The following is a 25339-nucleotide window of genomic DNA, read 5'->3' on the forward strand; positions in this document are numbered from 1 at the left end:
GTGAAATCTGTTGCGTCACGAATGCGGAGTGTCACCACGAGTAATGTCCCGGATCGGAGGTCTTGATGCGAACCGATCAGCCCGTGCTCTCCGTCGTCGTACCGATGTACGACGAGGAGGAAGTGCTGCCGATGTTCTTCGAGCGGATGCATCCGGTGCTGGACGGGCTCGGGATCTCCTACGAGCTGGTCGTGGTGGACGACGGCAGCCGGGACAAGACGGCCGAGCTGCTGCTGGACGCGACCAAGGACTGGAAGCAGTTGCGCGTCGTACGACTGTTGCGGAACAGCGGGCATCAGGCTGCGCAGTCGGCCGGCTTCCGCCGGGCGCGAGGCGAGTACGTCGTGACGATCGACGCCGATCTGCAGGATCCGCCGGAGGTGATCGCGGACTTCCTGAAGGCTGTGCGGGACGAGGACGTCGATGTCGTGTACGGCGTGCGGTCGGACCGGTCGAGCGATTCGTGGCTGAAGCGGACGACGGCGCGGATGTACTACCGGCTGATGTGCCGGCTGGTCGGCAAGCAGATCCCGTTCGACGCGGGCGACTTCCGGCTCGTGTCGCGCCGGGTGGTCGATGCGGTGAACGCGCTGCCCGAGGACGGCCGGGTGTTCCGGCTGGTCATCCCGTGGCTCGGGTTTCCCAGCACCGAAGTTGCCTACGTCCGGGCCGAGCGGGCTGCCGGTACGACGAAGTACAACCTGACGAAGATGCTTCGGCTCGCCTTCGACAGCGTGACCGCGTTCTCGGCCGCGCCGCTGCGGCTGGCGACCTGGCTCGGGCTGCTCGGCGGCGTGATGTCGGGGCTGTTCGTCGTCGGTGCGCTGATCATCAAGCTGACCGGCCGGAGCATCCCCGGTTGGACGTCGACCGTCCTGGCGGTGAGCGTGATCGGCGCGATCCAACTGCTGTGTCTCGGCCTGCTGGGCGAGTACGTCGCCCGCCTCTTCCAATCAAGTCAGCGCCGCCCACAGTTCCTCGTCGGCTACGACAGCCTCGAAGACCCAGGACACCACACCTACTCGGAAGACACCGACTAAGCTCCCTCCCCTATGAGTTGGTACGACGCGCTCGAGGCCGGTGAGCTGACCGTGCGACCGTCGGTGGACGCGGCGAAGCGGTTCGGGGTCTCGATCGACCGGATGTCGGTGTCCGCCTCGGCCGGTACGCCGCTCGCCGAGGTGCTGGCCGCAATGGAGAAGTCGACCGCCGACGTGGTCGTGCTGCGCTACCCGGCGCGGGAGACGACCTGGTTCGCCGCGTTGGTGAACGGACCCCGGCAGGCGTTGCTGGCGGACACGGTCGTGTACTGGTCCCTCCCGGTCGGCAAGGGCCGCCGGCCGGCCCCGTTGGCGGGGTTCAGCGCACAGCAGGAGCCGGGGGCGGACGACGAACTCGTGGACGATCTGGTCGCCGATGTCTTCGGCGACTCGGGGAACCACTACTGCGCCAACCCCGTGTTCGACCGTTCTCTCGCGCTGGCCGGCCGGCAGGAGTGGGCCCGCCGGCGGATCGCCGACGCGGGCGCGGTGGTGCTGCGCGGCCCTGACCGGCGGATGCTCGCGCTGGCCACCATCGACCAGCAGCGCTCCTGGACCGAGATCCAGCTGGCCGGCGTCGTACCGGCCGAACAGGGCCGCGGCCGGTACGGTCACCTGCTCGCCGCGGTCGAGGACGCCTGCACGACCAGGCGGCTGGTCGTGTCGACTCAGTCACACCACACCGGCATCCAGCGGGTCTGGGCCCGGTACGGATTCGAGCCCGTGCATAACCTTCTGACGGTTCACCTCGTTGCCGCTTCGTAGAGAGTGCTTTGGGGGGCACACCTGAGCGACAGCCGAGGGGAGTTTTGCCGGAGTGACGCCGCGGCTGAGCGTGGTGGTGCCCTTCTACAACGTCGGTGAGTACATCGGGGCCTGTCTGGACTCGATCCGGCGGCAGACCTGGACCGATTTCGAGGCGATCCTGGTCGACGACGGCTCGCCCGACGACAGCGCGGTGGTCGCGAAGGAGTTCTGCGCCCAGGATTCCCGGTTCCGGATCGTCCAGCAGGACAACGCCGGCCCCGGGCCGGCCCGGGACACCGGGATCCGCGAGGCGTCGGGCGAGTACCTGGCCTTCGTCGACGGCGACGACCTGGTCTCGCGGCACGGGTTCGCGGCGCTGATCCGGACCCTGGACCGGACCGGTTCGGACTTCGCCGGCGGGAACGCGCGGCGGTTCAACAACAGCTTCGGGGTCCGGCCGTCGTGGCTGCACCGGCAGCCGTTCGCCCGCGTCCGGCACGCCACCCACGTGTCGGAGTTCGCCGACCTGGTGCTGGACCGGATGCTCTGGAACAAGGTCTACCGGCGGTCGTTCTGGACCGAGTACGGCTACTCCTTCCCGCCGATCCGCTACGAGGACTACCCCGTCGCGCTGAAGGCGCACCTGGACGCGGTCACCGTGGACACGATCCCGCAGGCGGTCTACTACTGGCGCGAGCGCGAGTCCGGTGAGTCCATCACCCAGCAGAAGTTCCAGCTCGGCAACATCCGCGACCGGGTCGTCTCGGCCGGGATGGTGATGGACCTGGTCGAGGACGCCGTGCCGATGGTCCGCCGGCGGGTGCACGCACACCTGGCCCAGATCGACCTGCTCACCCTGATGTCCGCGTTCGGTTCGGTGCCCGTCGAGGAGGAGCAGCATCTCGTCGAGCTGTCCCACGAGCTGCTCGATCGGCTCGACGACTCGGTCCTGGCGGCCACCCACCGGTACGACCGGATCCAGCACGCGGCGCTCCGGGCCAGGGATGTCGAGCTGCTCCGGCGGCTCGCGATCTTCCGCAACGACGGCGGACTCCGGGGCGGTGCTCGGGCGGTTCCCCGCCCACGACGGCCGCGGCAGCTCGACTACAACTACCCGGGCCTGCGTGAGGCCGCCGTACCCGAGGAGCTGTACCGGGTCTCGGAGCGGGATCTGACCCTGGCGACGAGTGTGCGCGAGGTGGTGTGGGTCGACGGCGCGTTGTCGGTCAAGGGCACCGCCGAGATCCGTCATCTGCAGAGCGAACCCTCGTCGAGCCTGCAGATCTCTCTGGTCATCGCGGAGACTCCGCATCCGCTTGAGGTACGCCGGTTTCCCGCGCTGGACCTGCACGGTGACACGACGATGGTCGGGTTCGAGGTCCGGCTGGATCGCGAGTTGCTCGCCCACTGCATGGCTGCTCCGGCGCACTTCGACGTACAAATGAAGTCCGGGCGACGGCATCGGCGGGGACTTCTGCGTGGGCAGGGACCGGGAAGTCCTGGCTGGCCGCCCGGTGCGTGGATCGACGAGACCAGCTGGATCCAGCCCGGGCCGGGTCAGGGCGGATGCTTCTCCGTCCGGCGGTTGGTGGACCCGGGCCGGCTGACCTCGGTCGAGCGGACCCCGGATGCGCTCGTGCTGCACGGCCGGTCGCCGTTCGACGAACCGTCGTTGTTCGTCACCCGGCCGATCCTCGGTGGCGAGGACGAGATTCCGGTGCAGGTCGAGGGCCGTGACTTCACCGCCCGGCTGGCGATCCGGGACGTTCTGGCGCAGGCGAATCCGGACGATCCCTTCGGTCAGCGAACGACGCGATCGTTCCGGCTCCGCGGTCCCGAGGGGGAGCAGCGAGTGCTGTTGTGGACGGCCGGCGAATCCGCGGTCTCGCAGTCCGCGGATGGCCGGGTGGTGACACTGACGCGGTCGACCGGTGGGTATGTGAACCTGCACGAATCCCCGATCCGGCGGACGGCCACCTCTGCTGTTGCTGACGGCAACATGTTGGTGGTGCGCGGCTCCGACGGCGGTGACGTCGACTTCAGCTGGCGGCGGTACCTGGCCGACTCCGACGACCACCTGGACGTGGTGTGCCGTCGGACGTTGTCCGCCGACGGCTGGTCGGCGGCCGCCGACGTGGACGCGTTGATCCCGGCGTCGGCGGTGCAGGCGTCGGTGGACCCGTTGGCCTCGCTGGCGGACTGGATTCTGTTCGCGACGACGCCGGACGGTTCGTCGCATGCCGTGCAGTGCGAGCCGTTCTTGTGCACGCGGTTGCCGTTGACGATCTCGCGCGGTGCACACGCTCTCGCCGTACGGCCGCATGCCGGCACGCTGCACGTGGAGGTCCGCTGATGCATCACCACAACCACTACTACGGTCAGGCGCACATCCTGGCGCGCTACGCGGGTCTGGACTTCGATCACCCGCCCCGGCTGCGTGGCTATCTGCAGCACGGCTGGAACATCGGCTGCGGGTGGAACCCGGTGCACGAGTTCTACGACGGCGCCTGGCGGTTCACCTGGAGCGACGCGCCGCGGCGGCGCGGACATGCGCTGGGGCGGCGGAACTACCACAGCATCGGCGCCCCCTTCCTCTACCTGCTGGAGCAGGAGCAGCCGGCCGAGCCGGCCGAACGCGAGGGCACGCTGTGGTTCCTCTTCCACGGTTGGGAGGGTGGCAAGATCCACGGCGACCATCAGCGCCTGATCGACGAGATCCGCGACACCGAACCCGGCCCGGTCACCTTCAGCCTCTACTACACGGAGTACGACCGCCCTGAGGTCCGCGGGTACTACGAGGACGCGGGCTTCCGCGTGGTGTCGTTCGGGCGCCGCGGATTCTCCTACGAGGGAACGGATCGGCGCTTCCTGTTCAAGCAACTGGACGAGCTGCGGCGGCACAAGCGGGTCGCCGCCAACCGGTTGTCGACGGCAATCTTCTACGGCGTCGCGGCCGGCTGCGAACCGGCGGTGTACGGCGACCCGATGGAGATGGACGGTGAGAACCCCCTGTTCGGCGGGCAGAGCCGGATCGAGCGGCTCTGGCCGGAGATGCTCGGGACCTCGATCGACCTGGAAGCGGCCCGGGCGACAACCGACCTGGAACTCGGCAAGCCCTGGATGTTGCCACCCGCGGAGCTGCGAATGCTGTTCGATTGGAGAGAGCGTGTCTGAGGTGCAGGTGGTTCGCGGCGAGATGCAACCGTGGACCGATCAGACGACCCATCAGCCGGCCCTGGCGGCGCTGCTGACCGACGTCGTTCCGGCCAACCGCCGGACGCTGATCGTCGGGCCACACTCCCCACTCCTGATCGAGTCGGTCCTGGAGCACTCCGCCGACGTCACCATCCTGGTGCGCTCCGTCTCCGACGGGCAGCAGTTGGCCGAGGACTTCGGCCCCTGCCTCCAGGTCGTCGCCGGCGCTCTGGACGGCTTGACGTCGTCGCAACCGTTCGAGGTGGTCGTCGCCGCTGATGGCCTCGACCGGGTGCTCGGGTACGACAGCGGTGATCTCAGCTGGACCGAACGGCTGCGGGCTCTGGCGGCGCTCGCTGCTCCGGACGCCGTGGTCGTGCTGGGTCTGGAGAACGAGTTCTCCCTGGTGAATCTGCTCGACAGTCGTCCGGCCGACGAGCGCCACGGTGACGACGAGTGGCGGCCGCTGCACGACGACCCGACCCGCCCGGTGTCGGTCGATCAGCTCGCGTCCGCCCTGCCGTGGACCGCGCAGGTGTACGCGGACTTCGGCTCTCGGGCTTTCGTCTCCGCCGAAGTCGCCGCGGCGGCACGTCCGGGGGAACTGCCTACCCGGCTGGCCGCGGCGGCACTGGAGGCTCTGGACGTTCCGTTGCTGTCGCCCAGCGCGGAGGGTGTCGACGCTGCCGCGCGGGCCGGTCTGTTGTCGGCCATTCCGACCGGCTGGCTAGCGATCTCCGGTATCCCGGTCGCCCGTGCCGTCTACGCCGAGACAGGCCCGGCGGTTCTCACGGCAGACCAGGTGGAGGGCGGATGGCGCACGACCATCACCCCGGAGTCCACTGCTGCTGCGGCATCCACGAGCACAGCCGACGCTGCATCCACGAGCACAGCCGACGCTGCATCCACGAGCACAGCCGACGCTGCATCCACGAGCACAGCCGACGCTGCATCCACGAGCACAGCCGAGGCTGCATCCACGAGCACGGCCGACGCTGCGTCCGCGAGCACGGCCGACGCTGCGTCCGCCAGCACGGCCGACGCTGCGTCCGCGAGCTCGGCCGGCGCTCCGGGTTCCGATGCCCCACCTCCTCCTGCGATCACGCTGGCGTTTGATGCCGGCGTCGTACCTGCGCAGGTTCCTCGTGGCGTGACTGTCGAGTCCGTGCTCGTCCGGCTGGCTGCCGCCGAAGACGTGCCCGCCTTTCGCAAACTCGCCGCCCGCCTCGGCGAATGGGCGACTGAATCCCAGGTCGTGCTCCGGTGGGACGACGTCGTGGTGGACGGAGACACCTTCGCTCACGGGGTTTCGCCGTGGGTGACCGCGGAGCCGAGGGGTAAAGAGGACCTGCTGGCAGCCGCCTGGAGCCGGTTCCACGAAAGGCTGATCGGTCAGCACCGCCGCCACCCGTGGCCGCCGTGGATGGTGGGTGACGATCTCGTGTCCGCCTGGCTGGGGATGTCCGGGGTCGAACTCCCGGAGCCAGTCCAGGCGACCTCCCCCGACACCCCACCGGCCTCCGCCGAACATGTGGCTCGAGGCAAAGAATTGGCCGCCGCCCTGGCCGGCGTACTCCAGACCCGTGACCGGCAAGCTGCCGACGTACGAACCGCGCTGGCGGACGCGGAGCGGGCGCGGCAGGAGCTGTTCGAGCTGAAGGGGCACGTGTACGGCCTCGAGCGCACGCTCGGGTTCCGGAACAAGGCGATGAAGACGCGGGAAAATCGCATTCGCGAGCTCCGCACCCAGTTGCAGAAGCTGACGGTGGACCACGATCGCATCCGCGGATCGCGCACGTACGCCGTCTCCCGAGTGATCTTCCACGCCGCCCAGATCCGCAGGCCGCGCGTCGTCGCCCGCAAGTTGTCTCGCCGCCTGCGCAGCCGATGATGACGCCGCGGCTGAGCGTGGTGGTGCCGTTCTACAACGTCGGCGAGTACATCGGGGACTGCCTGGACTCGATCGCGCGGCAGACCTGGACCGATTTCGAGGCGATCCTGGTCGACGACGGTTCCCTCGACGACAGCACCGTCGTGGCGAAGGAGTTCTGCACCAACGATGCCCGGTTCCGGCTCGTCCAGCAGGACAACGCCGGACTCGGGCCGGCCCGCAACACCGGTGTCGATCACGCCGTGGGGGATTACGTCGCCTTTGTCGACAGCGACGACCTGGTCACCCGGCACGGGTTCGGGATGCTGGTCCGATCGCTTGACCGGACCGGTTCGGACTTCGCCGGCGGCAACGCACGGCGGTTCAACAACAGTTACGGGGTCCGGCCGTCCTGGCTGCACGGCCAGGCGTTCACCACCGACCGGCTCGCCACCCACGTGTCGGAGACGCCCGAGCTCGTGCTGGACCGGATGGTCTGGAACAAGGTCTACCGGCGGTCGTTCTGGAACGAGTACGGGTACCGCTTCCCGGCCATCCGTTACGAGGACTACCCGGTCACCCTCAAGGCGCACCTGGACGCGGTCACGGTCGACACTCTCGCCGCCCCGGTCTACTACTGGCGCGAGCGGGAGTCGGGTGACTCGATCACCCAACAGAAGTTCCAGCTCGGCAACCTCCGCGACCGGATCGTCTCGGCCGGGATGGTGATGGACCTGATCGAGGATGCCGAGCCGTCGATCCGCCGGGGCGTGCACACGCACTTCACCCAGATCGACCTGCTGGCCGTGCTGACGGCGTTCGCGACGGTTCCCGAGCAGGACGAGCAGCAGCTCCTCGAGCTCGCCCACGACCTTCTCGATCGTCTCGACGAGCCGGTGCTCGATGCGGCACCTCGTTTCGACCGGCTGCAGTACGCGGCGCTTCGTACCGGTGACGTCGAGCTGCTCCGGCGGCTCGCGTTGTTCCGCAACGAGGGCGGACTCCGTCACGTGCGCGCGGTGCCCGGCCCGCGGCGGCGGTGGCAGCTCGACTATCCAGGTGTCCGCGAGACCGCCGTACCGCAGGAGTTGTACCAGGCGTCGGACGACGATCTGACCCTGGCGACGAGTGTGCGCGAGGTGGCGTGGGTCGACGGCGAGCTCTCGGTCCGCGGTACGGCCGAGATCCGGCACCTGGAGACCGACCGGTCCTCGAGCCTCCGGATCGCGCTCGTCATCGCCGGGCGGCATCACCCGCTGCAGGTACGGCGGTACGCCGCGACGGACCTGCGCGGCGACGAGTCGCTGGTCGGGTTCGAAGTACGGCTGGATCGCGAGCTGCTCGCCCAGTGCACGGCCGGGCCGGCGCACTTCGATGTACGGATGAAGTCCGGGCGGGTCCGACGGCGGGACCTGTTGCGCGGGCAGCGGGCAGGTAGCCCGGGATGGCCGCCGGGGGCCTGGATCGACGACACGAGCTGGATTCAGCCCGGTCCGGGTCAGGACGGCTGTTTCGCGGTCCGGCGACTGACAGATCCTTGCCGGTTGACCTCGGTCGAGCAGACCCCGGATGCGCTGGTGCTGCACGGGCGGTCCTCGTTCGAGGAGCCGTCGTTGTTCGTCACCCGGCCGGTGGCGGGCGGCGCGGAAGAGGTTCCGCTGGAGATCGACGGGCGCGACTTCACCGCGCGGTTGCCGATCCGGCCGATCATCGAGGAGACGAACCCGGACGACCCGTTCAGTCAGCGGACGACGCGGGCGTTCCGGCTGCGCGGTCCCGAGGGGCAGGAACAGGTGCTGTTGTGGACGGCCGGCGACCGGCTGGTCTCGCATGCCGAGGGTGGCCGGGTGGTGATGCTGACCCGCTCCACCGGTGGATACGTGAACCTGCACGAGTCCCCGATCCGGACCACGGCCACCGCTGCTGTTGCTGCTGGCAACATGCTGGTGGTGCGTGGACCCGATTGGGGCGGCGTCGAGTTCGGGTGGCGGCGGTACTTGGCCGACTCCGACGACCATGTGGACGTGGCGTGCCGCCGTACCATTTCGGACGACGGGTGGGCCGCGGTCGTTGGGGTGGACGCGTTGGCGGTCTGCGCACCGGCGGACTGGGTCCTGTTCGCGACCGCGCCGGACGGTTCCTCACATGCCGTGCAATGCGAGCCGTTCCTGTCCAGCCGATTGCCGTTGAGGATCGCGCGTGGTGCGCACACCCTCGCCGTCCAGCCGCACGCGGGGACTCTGCACGTTGAGGTGCGTTAGCGCCGAGCGACGAGAAGCTGGTGGGTGTCGGGCCAGTCGATCGGGTCCCCGTCCGGGGTGGTGATGGAGGCGACCGGAGCGATCCGGTTGTCGATCACCCAGTCGTTGCGCCACGCCTTCGACGCCGGGTCGATGGTGAACCCGGCCCGCTCGGCGACCGCGGACCAGCCGGCGAAGTCGAGTCCGCAGAACTGTTCGTGCGTCTCGCTCAGCCAGTTGTCGACGTAATCCTTCCGGGTCAGGAAGTCCATCGCGTCGGCCAGGCGAAGTACCAGGTCGCCTTGACGTACGTCGTACTCGAAGGGGACCTTCGCGTTGCGCCGGAAGTCGTGCGCGAACTGGAAGAAGCGCGCCCGGGTGGAGAGTTGGCGCACGTACGACGCCGGATCGTCGAGCGACTCGAGTTCGGTGACGCCGTCCGGGTTGGTGCCGTCGCTGTCGTCCAGCCGCAGTACGACGGGACGGTCGGGCTCGGCCGGTCCGCACACGTCGGAGTTGATCCAGACACCGTCGGGTGCCGTGTGGGCGAAGAGCGCGTCGGCGAATCGCTGGACTGTCTCCGGTCGCGACCCGTCGGCGTACGACCAGATCTCGTGGGTGAGGGCGAGGGGCAGCGTGCTGTGGATCGACCGCGGTGGGAAGACGGCCGAGCCGAGCATGCTGCGCTGGTAGAAGTAGACGTTCGGATTGTCGAAGAGGCCCTGCTCCTTCTTGTGCACGCATTCGGCGTACAGGTGCCGGGCGACCTCGACCCCGATCAGGTCCGACTCGTGGAAGCGCGGGTCCGCGTCGACCAGTTGCAGCGTCGCGCCGGTCGCGCAGCCGATGTCGAGAATCCGGCCGGGGCGGACGAAGTCCTTGATCTGCTGCCATTTCCGGTCGGCCGCGTCCTCGAACGCGTCGGCGTACGTCTTGTAGTCCCGTGTCGTGGTCAGTCCGCCGTCGTCGCCGACGACCGGATCGTTCACACACCGGGTGATCTGCGCGTCCAGCCCGTACCGCTCGAACACGTCCACCGTCGCCGGATGGGCCGGCTGCCGCCACTGATCGTTGCCCTCAGCAATCTTCAGCAGCACGTCCCAGGGGCGGGCGACGCCTGGTGGCTCGACCCCGATCACGTCGTACCCGAGCTGCTCGTACAACTTACTCACCTCAGGCGTGGAGCAGGCCACCATCGTGTTCGCCGGCGTCAGCCGGACGAGATCATCGGTCCCCGCCTCGATGGCCTTGACCGTCACCTCGGCGAAGTCGTCCGTCGGCCGGGTGTCCACCACCCCGACGACGATCGACCGGATCCCCTCCAGCACACTGAACCGCTCGATCGCGGCCTGCCGGCGGTCGAACCCGACCGGATTCCGCTTGGTCATATGGTGATTCGCCGACGTCACCGCCCACACCACGGTCTCGTCCGCGAACCGCCGCAGAAACTCGCCCTGGAACCGGGTCAAGACATGATGCCGCCCCGGAAACAACAAGTACTCGGTCATTCCCAACCCTTCCCGACCGGTCAGAGCAGATCCCAGGTCAGGGGAGTGCCGGCTGTGGCGTCGGCTCGGAAGGGGCGGCCGGCTATCGAGGTGAAGGTGTCCGGGGGGAGTCCGCCGGCGGGACGGATGGAGCGGACGTTCTCGGCGGTGACCGGGTCGCCCGCGCGGACGTCCTTGGTGACGTAGAGGGAGCGGCGGAAGCGGAGGACGTTCTGTTCGGCTTGTTTGGGGCCGATGACGGGTTCGCCCAGGGCCAGGCGGGCGATGCGGGTGTTCTCGACCAGTGATTCCAGCTCGGACGGTTCCAGCGAGAAGGCGGCATCGACGCCGCCGTCGACGCGCTTGAGGGTGACGTGCTTCTCGATGACGGTGGCACCCAGGGCCACCGCGGCGATGGCTGCTCCGATGCCCATGGTGTGGTCCGACAAGCCGACCTGTACGCCGAGGGCGTCGCGCAGGACCGGGATGGCGCGGAGGTTCGACTGCTCCGGCGGGGCCGGGTAGCTCGCCGTACAGGACAGCACAATGATCTGCTCGTTGCCGGTGGAGCGGGCCGCGCGGACCGCGGCGTCGATGTCGGTCAGCGTGGCCGAACCGGTGGAGATGATGATCGGCTTGCCGGTCTCCGCCATGCCACGGACCAGCGGCAGGTCGCCGATCTCGTTCGAGGCGACCTTGTACGCCGGGACGTTCAGCTTCTCCAGGAAGTCGATCGCGGACTGGTCGAACGCGGAGGAGAACGCCACCAACCCGAGCGAGGAAGCCAGGTCGAACAGCGGCTCGTGCCAAGCCCACGGGGTGTGCGCCTCCGCGTAGAGGTCGTACAGCCGGGCGTCACTCCACAGTTCGTGCTCCGAGGGCAGGCGGAACGCGGGCAGATCGACGTCGAGCGTCATCGTGTCCGCGGTGTACGTCTGCAGTTTCAGTGCCTGCGCACCCGACTCCGCCACCGCCCGGACGATGTCCTTCGCCCGCTCGAGATCGCCGTTGTGGTTTCCCGACATCTCTGCGATGACGAACGGCTGGTGGTCCGGCCCGACCGGCACTCCGCCGATCTGGATGGTGCTCATGCTTTCCCCTGTCGTCGGTCCTGTGTGCGCAGGCTGATCGGAATCACGGTGAGCTCGCGACCGTCGGCGTACCGGATCTCGGGCGTCCCCTCGGTGAAGCGGAACCGCCGGTTCATCTGCCGGACCACGGCGTTGTGCGCCAGCACCTCGCCGGTGAGCACCTCGAGGCCGAGGTCGTCGAACGCGTACGCCGTCGCCTCGCGCATCACCTCGATCCACGCCGGCAACGTCTCACCCCGCTCGGCAAGCCCGTCCGCGTCGAGGAAGAAACCCCAGGCGCCGGTCGACCCTTCGAGGTCGAAGAAGTTCACCACTCCGGCCGTCGTACCATCGCGCTCGTAGATCAGCACCCGGCGGGCCGGGTCGGCCGAAGCCTTCGCCCACCACGCGGCGTGCTCGTCGGCACTGATCTCGTGGGACGTGATGCTCACGTCGCGATTGGCCTGCTGGTTCCGCAGTCGCCGGATCGTGTCGACATCCTGTTCGGTGGCACTGCGCAGCATGGACCTAACCTAGCGTCTTCTCTACAACCGCCTTCATGTGTAAACATCTTTCGAGTTCACCTGCAAAGATGGTCGGAGAGTGACATGAGAGTCTGGCGAGTCATGGGCGTCCTTGGTGTGACGGCAGGTCTGTTGCTGAGCGGCTTGTCCGGTACGGCGTCCGCCGCGCCGGCGCCGGCGGACGACGCACGCTGTGCGCCGAACGCGTCGACACCGCTCCGGCAGTTCCGCGCCTCCTGGGTGGCGTCGGTGGTGAACATCGACTGGCCGTCCAAGACCGGTTTGTCCGCGGCCCAGCAGCAGGCCGAGCTGATCGGCTGGCTCGACGACGCGGTCCGGCAGCGCCACAACGCCGTGATCCTCCAGGTCCGTCCGACCGCGGACGCGTTCTGGCCGTCCAAGGTCGAGCCCTGGTCGCAGTACCTGACCGGCACGCAAGGCGGCAACCCCGGCTACGACCCGCTCGCCTTCGCCGTCGCCGAGGCGCACAAGCGCAACCTCGAGCTGCACGCCTGGTTCAACCCGTACCGGCTCTCGATGGGCACGGACATCAACGCCCTCGTCCCGACGCACCCGGCGCGGCAGCACCCGGACTGGGTCGTCACGTACGGCGGGAAGCTGTACTACAACCCCGGGATCCCGGCGGCCCGCAAGCTGGTCGAGGACGCGATCATGGACGCGGTCTCGAACTACGACATCGACGGCGTCCACTTCGACGACTACTTCTACCCGTACCCGGTGGCCGGCCAGGTCTTCGACGACGCCGCGACGTACGCGCAGTACGGCGCCGGCTTCCCGACGCTGGCCGACTGGCGGCGGAACAACATCGACCTGCTGATCCAGGAGCTCGGTGACCGGATCAAGGCGGCGAAGCCGTGGGTGAAGTTCGGCATCTCGCCGTTCGCGGTCTGGCGCAACAAGGCCACCGACCAGGAGGGCTCGGACACGACCGCCGGAGTGCAGACGTACGACGACCTGGCTGCGGACACCCGGAAGTGGGTCCGCGAGGAGTGGATCGACTACATCGTCCCGCAGGTCTACTGGGCCGGTGGGTTCGCTCCGGCCGACTACAACAAGATCGTCCCGTGGTGGGCCGACCAGGTCCGCGGCACCGACGTCCACCTGTACATCGGTGAGGCGACGTACAAGGTCGGTACGTCGACCCAGTCGCCGGACTGGGCCGACCCGGCCGAGCTGAGCGACCACCTGGCCTTCGACAGCACGATCCCCGAGGTGAAGGGCAACATCTACTTCTCCGCCAAGGACGTGCGCGCCGACCGCCTCGGTGCGACCAGCCTGCTCAACAGCACCTGGTACACCCGGCCCGCGCTCATCCCGGCCATGCCTTCGCTGGACTCTCGTCCGCCCCTTCCGGTGCACGCAGTCCGCGCCACTCGCACTACGGACGGCGTGCAGCTCACGTGGCGTCGTACGTCGTCCGACACCACGTCGTACGCCGTCTACCGTCGTGAGCTCACCGGTGGCGACCATTGCCCCGACAACGACGCCCGCAACCTGATTGCCACGGTGCGCTCGACCGAGTCCTACCTGGACACGACGGCAACGCCGGGCAAGGCGTACCTCTACGCGGTGACCGCCCTCGACCGTCTCTCCAACCAGAGCGTGCCGATCCCGGCCGTGTCCCTGCGCTGACGGTCAGCGGCTCGGGACTCCCGGCGTAGTGGTGATCTGCGTCGGGAGGGTGCCGGTGGGCGCGCCCGTCGGCAGGCCCGGCGACGGCGAAGGTGACACTGTCGGCGAACCTGTCAGCGTGGGCGACGGGAACGGGTTGCTCGACGGCCGTGGGTAGAGCTGGTAGACGCGCACGGTGCCGTAGTGGAAGCGCAGCTCGGTGAGCCGGTCCAGGTTCTTCGGCGGTGCACTGACGCGTTCGTCGAGCAGCAGCCACTGAACGCCGTACCGAGTCCGCAGTGTCTCCAGTACGTCGCGGGTCGGGTTGGTGAAGGCTTCGTCGTTGAGGCGGAGCTTCTCCTCGTCCCAATAGCTGCTCTGCACCCCGTCCGGGTACGTGTCGTCGACTCTGGCCTTGTAGGCCCAGCCCTGCACGAGTACGCGCCGTTCGGCGTACCCGGCGATCCAGTACGAGCCGGTCAGGCAGTGCGAGGCGCGGGCGCGGTGGCAGTGCAGGTTGGTGGCGATCCGGTCGCCCGACCCCGAGTTCCGCCGGATGAACCGCGCCGCCTCGATCCCACCGGGCGCGATCGACTCGTACTCCGTCAACGAGGGCTGGGCGAACTCACGCAACGACACCGCCGTCGGCGAGACCGTCGTACCCAGCAAGACAGCCACAGCAATGACAGCCCAGGTACGAGGTGAGCCGCGCAGGACGAGCCCGAAGACGCCGATGCCGAGTACTGCGATGACCAGAGCCACCGCCAGAGGCTGGGCGAAGCACTCCGCAGCAGTGCACGAGTCGGGCGACCGGTAGCGACCCCAGTAGATGGCAGCAACGCCGATGAGCAGCGCGATCGCCGCCACAGAGAACTGACGACGCTCGAGCGACCCGAGGCCCCAGGTGGCCAGCAGAACGCCGTAGATGAAGCCAGTGCGGACGAAGAAGAGCTGGGCCTGTCCGTCGTCGTACAACAACGATGCGGCCGTCAGAGCGGCCAGGAAGCCGGCGACGAGGAACACCGGCATCGGATCGCGTGGCAGCCGGCGCCGGATCAACAACGCGCCGACGGCAGGCATCAGCCAGCCGATCGCCACCACTGCGGCGATTACAGCGACTGCAGAGCCGCTGCCACCCATCTGGTCAGCCATGTACTCGAACGTCGCACCCGGGTCGAACATCACACTGGACTGGGTGCCCCCCAGTACGAGGAAGAACGTCAGTGCGTAGGCAGCCGCAACGCCGACACCAAGGACCAGCGCACGCAGATTGAGCCGACCGGCTCGGACCGTCAGGTAGATCCACGCCGCAGCGAGACCAGCGGCGTACACAGGCAGTGTGGTCGCCTTCGTCAGTGCGAGTGCGGCAATGAGCACTCCGGCCGCGACGAACAGGCCAAACAGCTGTGCGCGGGTCTGACCGGGCTTTCGCCGCAGAAGCAACGCAGTGACCGCGATGAGCGGCAGCAACAGCAGAGTCGAGAACGCCTGGGGCGGATTGGTCAGTTGGCCGAGCGAGAACGGGCTCTCAGCGAACAGCCGATCCGACACCGTCCACGGCCACGCAGTCAGGTCGCCCGCGAGCACAGTGAGTCCCGCGGCGATCGGTGCGGCGACAGCCCGACCAGTGAGCAGCATGCCGACCGCAGCGGCTCCCAGCACAGTCAGCAGAAGCAGTGCGAACGGCACCACCCGATACGTCAGTACGTCGAGCGGGATGCTCGTGACCCAGTGCGACGAGGCGATGTGGTCGTACGCGGCCCAGTGGCTGGTCACCCACTTGCCATCGGCGTACGGGACCCTCGGCGGGAAGTGGTGCGTCAGCTCAGCGGCCAAAGCGAGGCTGTGCGGTGCATCCGAGTTCGGCCGCAACGCACTCGGGCCGGCCAGCGGGATGAGCTGCGACCCGACCCGCACGAACCATGCGGCCACGACACCTACCGCCACCATCACGCCGGCCGTCGCCCACCACGGGGTCGGCCGTTCGGGCAGCTTCCGGCGCGGCAACGCGCGATACATCCCGAAGGCGAGCGCCGGCATCAGCAGCGCCGCGAACGGCATGCTGAACACCATCCCGATCGGGTAGAGCAGCGCCTCGACAGCCAGTCCGAACGCCGTACCCAGGACGACGTCGGTCGTGAACCAGCCGGTGCCCCCGGTGAGTCGCCGCCAGAACATCGTGCCCGGTACGACGATGACGACCAGGAGGTACCCGAGATACGCGCCCGGCATCCAGGGCGGTTGCTCCTGCAGTCCGACGAACCACGCCAGCGGCAGCACCGGCAGACTCACCATCGCCGCCAATCGTGCGCCGCGGCCCGGCGCCACCCGCCTACCCCGGCCGCCGGACATGCGCTTCGCCCGACGGCCTGGTGTGATCACCGGTGAAGTCTATGAGTCGGCGGAGTCGTACTCGCAGGCGGCGAGCCGTTTACTGCATGGAAGATCCCTCTTACACTCGGTAACCTCCCAGGTCAGCCGGGAGGTCTTATGATCGCCGTCCACATCGCCGGGCTGCCGGTCGAGGAGATTCTGCTCGCTGCGATCACGGCCGCGTCACCGCTGATCGCCCTGATCGGCTGGGAGATCTCCAGCCGGGTCAAGCGGCTCAGGTCCCTGGTCCGGCGTCGCGCCGTGGCCCCTCCACCGGAACCACCGTGAGCCGGCCGGCGCACAAGCTAGGCTTTGGCGTCATGGGTTCGGTAGCACGTGGCAGGGTCAGGGAGTTGATGGGCGAGGTGATGACGGCGCAGGGAAGGAAGTTGCCAGGCGACGACACCGCCGATCTCCGCGAGATCGGGTTCCGGTCGCTGGACTTCTCCGAGCTGGCCCTCCGGGTGGAGGACGAGCTCGGTGACGAGCTGAACTTCGATGCCCCCGGGCTGCGCCGGATCGCCACTGTCGGCGACGTGCTGGATTTCATCGAGCAACTCCAGTCGGCGTGACAGCGGCGTGAGCATGCGACGCCGGACCACCGCTCTCATCGGTGACGACAACACTGTGGTCGTCGCCGGGAAGAGTCTGACCTGGCGGACCCTGCACAAGCTTCCGCAACTGCCCTCACCCGCCGCCGTCCTGGTCGACAACGGCGCGGACGCGCTGGCGGCGCTGCGCCACCACGCGGTCCACGGCACCGAGCTCCTGGTCGCGACGAGATCCCGCGTCGACGAGCGGATGCGCGAGGAACTGGGCGAGTCCGGGTTCGCCATCGTCCTGCCCGAGGGTGACGTGACGCCGGCCAAGCTCAAGCGAGTCGAGGAATCCGGCCGCGCCTGGTTGCTCACCTCGGGATCGACCGGCCGCCCCAAGCGCATCGGGCACACCCTCGAGACCCTCACCACGGTCACCGGCGAGCAGCCGCCGCGCACCTGGCTGCTCCCGTACTCCCCAGGCACCTACGCCTGGTGGCAGGTCGTCACGCTCTCGCTGACCCACGCCGACCAGGGCCTGGTCGCGATCGAGCCGGACGAGCTCGAGGACTGGCCGTCCATCGCCGCAGTGCACGGTGTCACCGCAGCCTCCGGTACGCCGACCTTCTGGCGCCAGGCGATCTACCGCGATGCCGACGCGTTGGCCGCCGTACCGCTGGAGCAGATCACGCTCGGTGGCGAACCCGTCGACCAAACGATCCTCGATCAGTTGCGCGAGATCTTCCCGACGGCCCGGATCTCCTGGATCTATGCGTCCTCCGAGGTCGGCGCGTCGATTGTGGTCCATGACGGCAAGGCCGGGTTCCCGCGCGAGTGGCTGGATCGCAAGCCCGATCCGGATCGCCCGATGCTGTCGGTGGACGGCGACGAGTTGGTGATCCGCTCGCCCCATCACGGTGCCGGACTGGTCGGGGCGGTGCACACCGGCGACCGGGTCGAGTTCGCCGACGGCCGGGTGCTGATCACCGGCCGGATCGACAGCGACGAGATCAACGTCGGCGGTTCGAAGGTGTCCGCCGGCATCGTCCGCAACGTGCTGATGGGTCATCCGGGCGTGTCCTGGGCGCGGGTGTTCGCGCGCAAGGCGCCACTGGTCGGCCGGATGGTCGCCGCCGAGGTGGTGCCGAACCGGGCGCTCGGCCCGATCACCCACGCCGATTTGGTCCAGTGGTGCTCGAGCCGGCTGCCGGACTACGGCGTACCGCGGCGGATCCGGTTCCTCGACGAGATCCCGCAGAAAGAGACGCTCAAGAGTGAAGTCTGAGTCCACCGGGGTCCCGCCCGCGTCGGTCGTCCTGGTGTCCGGTGGTTCCCGCGGCCTCGGGCTGGCGATCGTCGCCGATCTGCTCGTCGCCGGGCTGAAGGTGGCCGCGTTCGCCCGGACCGTGACACCGGAGCTGACCGCACTCGGCGAGAAGTACCCGGACCACCTGTACTACGGCTCCGTCGACGTCAACGACGCCGAGGCCGGACAGGCGTTCGTCCGTACGGTGGAAACGACCCTCGGCCCGATCGACGGCCTGGTCAACAACGCGGCGATCGGCCAGGACTCGCTGCACGTCCACACCTCGGCCGACCAGCTCGCGCAGATCATCCAGACCAACCTGACGTCACCGCTGATCCTGACCCGGTTCGTGCTGCGCCGGATGCTCGCGAAGGGTCTCAAGGGCCGGATCGTCAACGTCACCTCGATCTGCGCCCAGCGCGGCTACCCGGGCCTGGTCGCCTACTCCGCCACCAAGGGCGGGATGGACGCGGCGACCCGGTCCCTGGCCCGCGAGCTCGGCGGCCGGGTGCTGGCCAACGCGGTCGCCCCCGGATTCTTCGCCTCGGAGATGTCCGCGGTCCTCGGCCAGACCCAGCTCGACCAGATCGTCCGGCGGACGCCGACCGGACACCTGACCGAGCCGGACGACGTCGTACCGGTGGTCCGGATGCTCCTGCTCGACAACACCAACATCAACGGCCAGGTCCTGGTCATCGACGGCGCCGCCTCGATCTGACCATGTCTCCGGGTACGCCGACGCGCACCCGGAGACAGTCCGTCAGGCCGGCTTGATGTTCTGGTTGCGGTGGAACACGTTGTCCGGGTCGTACTTCCGCTTGAGCTCCGCCAACCGGTCGTATTTGGGGCCGAACGACGCCCGCAGCCGGTCCTCGTCGTAGTCGGCCATCCCGTTGATGTAGCTGCCGATGTTGACCGCGTGCGGCTGCAGGGCGTCCCAGAACCCCCGCACCCAGTCGCGCTCGGCGTCCTGCATCTCCGGTACCGGGCTCTGCGCGATCGCGAACACCGCATACCGGTCGGTCCGTCCGCCGCCGAACGCGGTGGCGTCGTCGGCGACCGCGGAGTAGGCGTGGTCGAGCCGGTAGAACAGCACGGCCGACATCGGTGACGTCTTCTTCGGCACGTGCTCGGTGATCACCTCGATGGCCCCGTCGGTCAGGTCCTCGAGGTAGGTGCCCTTCTCGTAGCAGTAGTGGCCCCAGTCGTTCGCCTCGTCCAGCGACTGCTGCAATGCGACGTACGGCATCGGCGACGCGAACTCGAACAGCGGCGGCAGCGTGGTGCGGATCCGCTCCAGCACCTCCGCGTGGTCCTCGGGCGAACCGAACCCGACCACCACGAGGCCGTAGCCCGGCTGGAAGTGGTGCTGCTCCGGTACGAACGGCGCCGGCGGCGCGTTCAGGCAGGCGGGCACCACGGTGAACGTCGGCGGCAGGCTCGGGATCAGGTCGCGGGCCAGCCGGAGCACATCACCACCCTGCTCCAGACCCCAGAACAGCAGGCCGTAGTTGATCATCGGTCCGGCCTCGTGCAGCCGGAACTCGAACTCGGTCACCACACCGAAGTTCCCGCCGCCGCCACGGACCGCCCAGAACAGGTCGGCGTTCTCGTCCTCGGCGGCGCGCAGGATGCTGCCGTCCGCGGTGACGATCCGGACCGACTCCAGGTTGTCGATGCTGAGGCCGTGCCGGCGGGTCAGCCAGCCCATCCCGCCGCCGAGTGTGAGCCCGCCGACACCGGTGTGGCTGATCATCCCGGCCGGTACGGCGAGACCGTGCGGCTGGGTCGCGGCGTCGAGGTCACGCAGCAGCGCGCCGCCGCCGACCCGGGCCCGGCGGGCCTCCGGGTCGACCGTGACCTGGTTCATCGCGCTCAGGTCGATCATCAGGCCGTCGTCGACCGACGACGCGCCGGACATGCTGTGCGAGCCACCGCGGACGGCGATCTCCAGTCCCTGGTCCACCCCGAACCGGACCGCGGCCGAGACGTCCTCGGCGGTCCGGACCTGGGCGATCACCGCCGGTCGGCGGTCGTGCTGTGCGTTCCACAGCCGCCGGGCGTCGTCGTACCCGTCCTCGCCCGGTCCGAGTACGGTCCCCTCCAAGGCTGTGCGTAGTTCGTCGAAGTCGGCTTCCGCAAGCTGAGTCATTACTTCCCCTCCCCGATTTCGGTGCTGCCAGGCTAGGTGCCGGTGCTCCCGCCGACAGCGCCCTTTAGGGCAGATCTTCGTGCGCTGTCTTCAGCCAGGCTTAAGAAACGCCTGGTTTTCCACAAGGCCTGTCCATCGCGTTTGGGTGTCAACTTCGTTGAGTGTCAGACTCGACCGCGTGAGTGACGAGGAAATCCTGCGACTGTTGCCGATCGCGGCGACGATAGTTGCCGTGCGCGACGACCGTGCGGACCAGCAGTTGGCCCGGCTGGGTGCGTACGACGAGCGCGACCAAGCGCAGGTGGACCGCTGCCTGCAGGGGTTTCTGACCGCTCTGGTCCGGGCCACCTGGGAGCGCGGCTGGACGCCGGCCGATGTCGTCCAGCACGGCCGCCGGCAGTTGGACCCTGGGATCGAGCCGTTGCTGCTGGCCGCGATCTCCGCGGAACACAAGGCTTATCGACACACCACCATCGATCCACGTTGGCTCGATCAGTTGACGGACTTGGGAGTCTCGCAACCCTTCACCGAGCTGAGCCTGACCAGGTGGGCTGCCGCAGCGCGCGTCGGCCGCTACTTAACGCTCCACCACGCCCTCTCACTGGCCGGCTTCCTCCAAGCCCTACCGATCCTCGCCCGGCTCTATCCCCTGCCAGGTGCCTCCTCGGTACGGCGCCACGCGCCCGCCGTACCGGCGAACGGGAAGATGCTCGCGCGGATCCGGGGACTGCTGGCGAAGGCCGAGGCGACCGAGTTCCCCGACGAGGCGGAAGCCCTGTCCGGCAAGGCGCAGGAGTTGATGGCGAAGTTCTCGCTCGATCGCGCCCTGGTCGAGGCCGACCCGGCGGTGGAGATCCCGGACGACTCCGCCGCCCGCCGGCTCTGGGTCGATACGCCGTACGTCTCGGCCAAGGCGCAGCTGGTCGGCGCGGTCGCGTCGGCGAACCGCTGCCGGACGGTCGTGATCGATCAGCTGGCCGTGGTCACCATCGTCGGCGAGGAGCTGGACCTGCAGCTGACCGAGATCCTCAGTACCTCCCTGCTGGTGCAGGCGAATCGGGCGATGCTTGCCGCAGGCAAACACATCGGCCGGCGCGGCGAGTCCCTGACCCGCTCGTTCCGGCAGTCGTTCCTGATGGCGTACGCGCAGCGGATCGGCGAGCGGCTGCAGGCGGCCTCGGCCGCCACCCAGGCCGCCGTACCGGAGGCGGATGCGGACCGGCTGCTGCCGGTGCTGACGAAGCGGGAGGAGCAGGTGGACGCTTTGTTCACCAAGCTGTTCCCGAACACCACGACCCGGCGGACCAGGATCACCAACGGCGCCGGCTGGGAAGCGGGCCTGACCGCGGCCGACCAGGCGCAGCTCGACGCCCGCCGGCAGGTCCGCCGATGACGACCGGTATCCCTGGTGTGCAACGGATCGAGCTGGACGTGCAGCCGAACGACGACGGCTGGTTCAAGGAGAGCTTCCATGCCGCCAAGCTCGAAGCCGCCGGGATGCCGCTCTTCGAGGTGCGCCAGCACAACGTGCTGTACCTGGCCGAGCCGGGCATCACGCGAGGGATTCACGCCGAGCCGTGGGACAAGTACCTGTCGCCGTCCAACGGCCGGGTGTTCGCGGCGATCGTCGATCTGCGCGACGGCGAGACCTTCGGCCGGGTGGAGACGTTCGAGCTCGGCACCGGGCAGGCGCTCTATGTGCCGCGCGGCTGCGGCAACTCCTTCTGCACCCTGGAACCGCACACCGTCTACAACTTCCTGGTGAACGAGTACTGGTCGCCGGAGCGCGTGACGGTCGACCTGTTCGACCCCGAGCTCGCGATCGAGTGGCCGTTCCCGCGGGAGCGGCTCAGCCACACCGAGCGGGACGCCGCGAACCCGTCGCTGGACAGCATCAGAAGCGCGGTCAGGAGCTCGCCGGCCTGAGGCCGCACAGGACGATGTCGAGCAGGCGGTTGGCCTGGTCGGGCTCCATGTCGCGGCCCATGTTGATACCGCCGACCAGCCGCATGATGTCCATCAGTTCGAGCTCGGGCCGGACGTCACCGGTCGCCTTCGCCTTGTCCAGCAGGAGTTGGCCGGCCTCCTGGACGTTCACCTTGCAGGACTGGAAGAACGGCGAGTCCTTGCCCAGGGCCACCGTCAGCTCACTGGCCAGCGTCTTCTTGGACAGGCCGTACCCGACGAAACTGCGCAGCCAGGCGGCCAGTGCCTCGAACGGCTCCAACTGCTCGGCGAAGTCGTAGGCCCGGTCGCAAACGGACTGGATCTCGTCGACATAGACCGCTTCGAGCAGGGCGACCCGGTTCGGGAACCGCCGGTACAGCGTGCCGATGCCGACTCCGGCCCGCCGGGCGATCTCCTCCAGCGAAGTATCGGTGCCGTGCTCGGCGAACGCCTCCCGGGCGGCCGTGACGAGCAGGTCGTAGTTCCGGGCCGCGTCCGCGCGGGTGGGCCGAGTGGACGGCAGCGGTGTCGGCATTCCCAGCCTCCTCACCTTCCGTAGCGGCAGCACCGCGCAAAGTTCCAGAACAAATCACTTGATTAAGCGGAGGGGGCCTCCGTATCGTATCCGGAGGAGCGCTCCGCTTTCCTCGAACCCAACTGTAGCGCCCCGGGCCCAACTGCGCGCGGGGAGCTTTTCGCTCAAGGAGCAGTATGTCGGCAACAACCTCAGCCCCGGCCGGCGCCGGTAGCGGCACGCCCGCGCGGCGGCCGGGGGTCGTCCTCGCAGTCATCCTGATCACGCAGCTGATGGTGATCCTCGACGGCACCGTGGTGAACATCGCGATGCCGAAGATCCAGCAAGCACTGGACTTCAGTCCGGCCAGTCTGTCCTGGGTGCAGAACGCCTACGCGCTCGCGTTCGGTGGTCTGCTCCTGCTCGGCGCACGCGCCGGTGACCTGCTCGGTCGCCGCCGCGTGTTCGTCACCGGTGTCACCGTCTTCACCCTCGCCTCGCTGCTCGGCGGTCTCGCGCCGACCGCGGAGCTGCTGCTCGCCGCCCGGGTCCTGCAGGGCGTCGGTGGTGCCATCGCGGCGCCGGCGGCCCTGACCCTGCTGATGCTCACCTACCGGGAAGGTCCGGAGCGGATGAAGGCACTCGGCTACTACAGCCTGGTGTCGTCCGGCGGCGGCAGTGTCGGCCTGGTGCTCGGGGGCATGCTGACGGACTGGGTGTCGTGGCGCTGGGGTCTGTTCATCAACGTGCCGATCGGTATCGGCCTCGTCATCGCGGCCCGGCAGGTGCTGACCGAGACCGAGCCGGAGACCGGCCGGTTCGACGTGGCCGGTGCGCTCACCTCGACACTCGGCATCACCTCGCTCGTCTACGGTTTCATCCGGGTCGCCGAGGTCGGTTGGACGTCCGCCGAGGTGCTGGCCTCGTTCACGGCCGGCGTGGTGCTGCTGGTCGCGTTCGTCCTGATCGAGCGCCGGGTCAGCCACCCGATCGTGCCGCTGCGGCTGTTCCGGTCGGCTGACCGCTCGGCGTCGTACCTGACCATGTTGCTGGTGGTCGGGACGATGTTCGGGATGTTCTTCTTCCTCACGCAGTACCTGCAGGGCGTGCTCGAGCTCAGCCCGCTGGCGGCCGGACTTGCCTTCCTGCCGCTGACCGGTCTGCTGTTCGCCTCGTCGCGGATCGTGCCGAAGCTGGTCGCCCGGGTCGACGGCGGCAAGCTGATGCTGGCCGGGTCCACCCTGGTCACCGCGGGCACGGTGTGGCTGACCCAGCTCGACGCGCGCAGCACCTACCTGGCCGACGTGGTCGGGCCGATGCTGCTGTTCGGTCTGGGTGCCGGGATGATCTTCATCCCGCTGGTCGGCCGGGCCATCTCGGGCGTCGCACCGGAGGACTCGGGGGCCGCGTCGGGCATGCTGAACGTGGTCCAGCAGGTCGGCGGCGCGCTCGGGCTCGGCATCCTGGTCACCATCTTCGGTACGGCGAGCCGCAACTCCACCTCGACCGGTCCCCGTGAGGTGCTGACCGACGGCGTCCACGCGGCCTTCATCGGGTCCCTCGTGTACGCCGCGCTGAGCCTGACGATGATCATCGTCAGTGTCCGCCCGTGGAAGTGGTTCCGGCGCACGCCGATCGAGCCGACCTCCGAACCTGTGGCGGTCGTCGACTCACACATCTGAGTACTGATTCAGCGGTACGCCGGTCGTCGGCGTACCGCTGAACTGTCAGAGCGGCAGTCCGTAGCTGACCCACTTGGACGAGACCGAGTACCCGAGCTTCTCGTACAGGCCGAGCGCTCCGGTCGGGTTGTCCGCATCGACGCCGAGGCCCGAGCGCTGGTAGCCCGTCTCGGCCGCCTTGGCCAGGACCTTCGCGAGCGTCACCCGGGCCAGCCCGCGGCCGCGGTAGGACTTCAAGGTCCCGACCTGGCCGATGTACAGCTCCCGGATCCCGGTGGCCTCGGTGTCGGCCTCGTACTCGTAACCGAGCACGTAGGCGGCGATCGTGTCACCGTCCAGGAGGACGTACGACGATCCGCCGCGGAACGCCCGGGCACCGGTGAACCAGGTCCTCCAGCTGTCCGGGTCCCTCGGCGTCGACCCCCAGTGGTCCCGGAACACCTCGTTGTGGACCAGCCGCAACGCCTCGTCCATCGACGTGTCGTAGGGCACCAGCCGCAGCCCGTTCTCGAGCGGAACCTTCGGCACCGGCTGGTCCAGTGGACGCTTCATGTCGAAGAAGTACCGGCGTTCCTCGAAGCCGAACCGCTGGAACAGCCGCTCGGCGCCGACGTTCGTGCTGATCCGGTTGCTGGTGACCTCCCCGGGCGCGTCGGGGTGCTTGGCCGCGTGCAGCTCGGCGGCCCGGTTCATCAGCCAGGGCATCAGCGCCGTGCCGACACCGCGACGGCGCCATTCCGGATGGACCGTGCCCTCGGTGCCGACCCGATCGAGGTCGACCACCGCCTCGGAGGCGTGCAGCTTGCCGTAGCCGATCATCCGGCCGTCGGCCCACAGACCGATGGTGTCCAGCGCCGGATCCAGGTGTGGATCCTCCAGTTCGTCGATCAGATCCTGGGCGTCGTAGTTCTCGCCCTCGTGGTCGACCAGCTCCTTGGCGGCCAGCAACTCCGCCCACGCGTCCGCGTCACCCTTGTCGATCGGGCGCGCTTCGATCCCCTCCGGCCAGCTCATGGTTCCGAAG

21 protein-coding genes are annotated in these 25339 nt (G+C 68.6%); 14 read left to right on the forward strand and 7 right to left on the reverse strand.

Features of this window, described 5'->3' with window-relative positions; translation table 11 throughout:
- The first annotated feature begins 65 nt into the window (after nt 1-65).
- The 6 genes from ACGFIF_RS33205 to ACGFIF_RS33230 are packed head-to-tail and all read left to right on the forward strand — an operon-like array spanning nt 66 to nt 9113.
- Nucleotides 66-1040: a glycosyltransferase family 2 protein gene (locus tag ACGFIF_RS33205; protein ID WP_393160037.1), complete on the forward strand. Its 975-nt coding sequence runs from the start codon at nt 66-68 to the stop codon at nt 1038-1040.
- Nucleotides 1041-1052: 12 nt separating this feature from the next.
- Nucleotides 1053-1805, forward strand: coding sequence for an N-acetyltransferase (locus tag ACGFIF_RS33210; protein ID WP_393160038.1), 753 nt, complete (start codon nt 1053-1055; stop codon nt 1803-1805).
- A gap of 52 nt (nt 1806-1857) precedes the next feature.
- Nucleotides 1858-4140: a glycosyltransferase family 2 protein gene (locus ACGFIF_RS33215; RefSeq protein WP_393160039.1), complete on the forward strand. Its 2283-nt coding sequence runs from the start codon at nt 1858-1860 to the stop codon at nt 4138-4140.
- The gene (locus tag ACGFIF_RS33220; protein WP_393160040.1) at nt 4140-4961 is read left to right on the forward strand and encodes a hypothetical protein; all 822 of its coding nucleotides are present in this window, start codon (nt 4140-4142) and stop codon (nt 4959-4961) included. Before ACGFIF_RS33215 ends, ACGFIF_RS33220 begins: the two co-directional genes overlap by 1 nt.
- Nucleotides 4954-6873, forward strand: coding sequence for a hypothetical protein (locus tag ACGFIF_RS33225; RefSeq protein ID WP_393160041.1), 1920 nt, complete (start codon nt 4954-4956; stop codon nt 6871-6873). The genes ACGFIF_RS33220 and ACGFIF_RS33225 overlap by 8 nt, the downstream gene beginning before the upstream one ends.
- Entirely contained in the window at nt 6873-9113 is a 2241-nt protein-coding gene (locus ACGFIF_RS33230; RefSeq protein WP_393160042.1) for a glycosyltransferase, read from the forward strand. The genes ACGFIF_RS33225 and ACGFIF_RS33230 overlap by 1 nt, the downstream gene beginning before the upstream one ends.
- On the opposite strand, the gene ACGFIF_RS33235 is transcribed toward ACGFIF_RS33230, so the two are convergent.
- The 3 genes from ACGFIF_RS33235 to ACGFIF_RS33245 are packed head-to-tail and all read right to left on the reverse strand — an operon-like array spanning nt 9110 to nt 12173.
- Nucleotides 9110-10600, reverse strand: a complete 1491-nt coding sequence (locus tag ACGFIF_RS33235) for a class I SAM-dependent methyltransferase (RefSeq protein ID WP_393160043.1) — start codon at nt 10598-10600, stop codon at nt 9110-9112. The two genes, ACGFIF_RS33230 and ACGFIF_RS33235, sit on opposite strands and share 4 nt — an antisense overlap.
- 20 nt (nt 10601-10620) lie before the next feature.
- Nucleotides 10621-11670, reverse strand: coding sequence for a pseudaminic acid synthase (gene pseI / locus ACGFIF_RS33240; protein ID WP_393160044.1), 1050 nt, complete (start codon nt 11668-11670; stop codon nt 10621-10623).
- Nucleotides 11667-12173 (reverse strand): GNAT family N-acetyltransferase, encoded by a 507-nt coding sequence (locus tag ACGFIF_RS33245; protein WP_393160045.1) that lies wholly within the window; start codon nt 12171-12173, stop codon nt 11667-11669. The genes pseI and ACGFIF_RS33245 overlap by 4 nt, the downstream gene beginning before the upstream one ends.
- Before the next feature lie 84 nt (nt 12174-12257).
- Between ACGFIF_RS33245 and ACGFIF_RS33250 the strand changes: the two genes are divergently transcribed.
- On the forward strand, nt 12258-13826 hold the full coding sequence (locus ACGFIF_RS33250; protein WP_393160046.1) for a glycoside hydrolase family 10 protein: 1569 nt from the start codon (nt 12258-12260) through the stop codon (nt 13824-13826).
- Between the two features lie 3 nt (nt 13827-13829).
- Here the strand turns inward: ACGFIF_RS33250 and ACGFIF_RS33255 are convergent, their stop codons facing one another.
- Nucleotides 13830-16187, reverse strand: a complete 2358-nt coding sequence (locus tag ACGFIF_RS33255; protein ID WP_393160047.1) for a hypothetical protein — start codon at nt 16185-16187, stop codon at nt 13830-13832.
- 108 nt (nt 16188-16295) lie between these two features.
- Here ACGFIF_RS33255 and ACGFIF_RS33260 point away from each other — a divergent pair, with 108 nt between their 5' ends.
- Genes ACGFIF_RS33260 through ACGFIF_RS33275 form a run of 4 tightly spaced genes read left to right on the forward strand, consistent with a single transcriptional unit; the run spans nt 16296 to nt 18738 of the window.
- Nucleotides 16296-16466, forward strand: a complete 171-nt coding sequence (locus tag ACGFIF_RS33260) for a hypothetical protein (protein ID WP_393160048.1) — start codon at nt 16296-16298, stop codon at nt 16464-16466.
- Nucleotides 16467-16498: 32 nt separating this feature from the next.
- Nucleotides 16499-16750 carry an acyl carrier protein gene (locus ACGFIF_RS33265; RefSeq protein WP_393160049.1) on the forward strand — a complete coding sequence of 84 codons (252 nt, stop codon included), beginning with the start codon at nt 16499-16501 and terminating at the stop codon, nt 16748-16750.
- A gap of 13 nt (nt 16751-16763) precedes the next feature.
- On the forward strand, nt 16764-17999 hold the full coding sequence (locus ACGFIF_RS33270) for an AMP-binding protein (protein WP_393160050.1): 1236 nt from the start codon (nt 16764-16766) through the stop codon (nt 17997-17999).
- On the forward strand, nt 17989-18738 hold the full coding sequence (locus ACGFIF_RS33275) for an SDR family NAD(P)-dependent oxidoreductase (RefSeq protein ID WP_393160051.1): 750 nt from the start codon (nt 17989-17991) through the stop codon (nt 18736-18738). The genes ACGFIF_RS33270 and ACGFIF_RS33275 overlap by 11 nt, the downstream gene beginning before the upstream one ends.
- A gap of 42 nt (nt 18739-18780) precedes the next feature.
- On the opposite strand, the gene ACGFIF_RS33280 is transcribed toward ACGFIF_RS33275, so the two are convergent.
- Complete coding sequence (locus ACGFIF_RS33280; protein WP_393160052.1) at nt 18781-20172, reverse strand: FAD-binding oxidoreductase; 1392 nt, start codon at nt 20170-20172, stop codon at nt 18781-18783.
- 178 nt (nt 20173-20350) lie between these two features.
- On the opposite strand from ACGFIF_RS33280, the gene ACGFIF_RS33285 reads away from it, so the two are divergent.
- Both ACGFIF_RS33285 and ACGFIF_RS33290 read left to right on the forward strand, forming a co-directional pair.
- On the forward strand, nt 20351-21565 hold the full coding sequence (locus ACGFIF_RS33285) for a DUF2786 domain-containing protein (protein ID WP_393160053.1): 1215 nt from the start codon (nt 20351-20353) through the stop codon (nt 21563-21565).
- Complete coding sequence (locus tag ACGFIF_RS33290; protein ID WP_393160054.1) at nt 21562-22098, forward strand: dTDP-4-dehydrorhamnose 3,5-epimerase family protein; 537 nt, start codon at nt 21562-21564, stop codon at nt 22096-22098. The genes ACGFIF_RS33285 and ACGFIF_RS33290 overlap by 4 nt, the downstream gene beginning before the upstream one ends.
- Here ACGFIF_RS33290 and ACGFIF_RS33295 read toward each other — a convergent pair.
- Nucleotides 22079-22654, reverse strand: coding sequence for a TetR/AcrR family transcriptional regulator (locus ACGFIF_RS33295; protein WP_393160055.1), 576 nt, complete (start codon nt 22652-22654; stop codon nt 22079-22081). The genes ACGFIF_RS33290 and ACGFIF_RS33295 overlap by 20 nt on opposite strands.
- 176 nt (nt 22655-22830) lie before the next feature.
- On the opposite strand from ACGFIF_RS33295, the gene ACGFIF_RS33300 reads away from it, so the two are divergent.
- Nucleotides 22831-24315 carry an MFS transporter gene (locus ACGFIF_RS33300; protein ID WP_393160056.1) on the forward strand — a complete coding sequence of 495 codons (1485 nt, stop codon included), beginning with the start codon at nt 22831-22833 and terminating at the stop codon, nt 24313-24315.
- Nucleotides 24316-24360: 45 nt separating this feature from the next.
- Here ACGFIF_RS33300 and ACGFIF_RS33305 read toward each other — a convergent pair whose 3' ends face one another.
- Nucleotides 24361-25329 (reverse strand): GNAT family N-acetyltransferase, encoded by a 969-nt coding sequence (locus tag ACGFIF_RS33305; RefSeq protein WP_393160057.1) that lies wholly within the window; start codon nt 25327-25329, stop codon nt 24361-24363.
- Nucleotides 25330-25339: the final 10 nt, after the last annotated feature.

Source organism: Kribbella sp. NPDC049174 (assembly GCF_043197365.1).
Lineage (GTDB): Bacteria > Actinomycetota > Actinomycetes > Propionibacteriales > Kribbellaceae > Kribbella.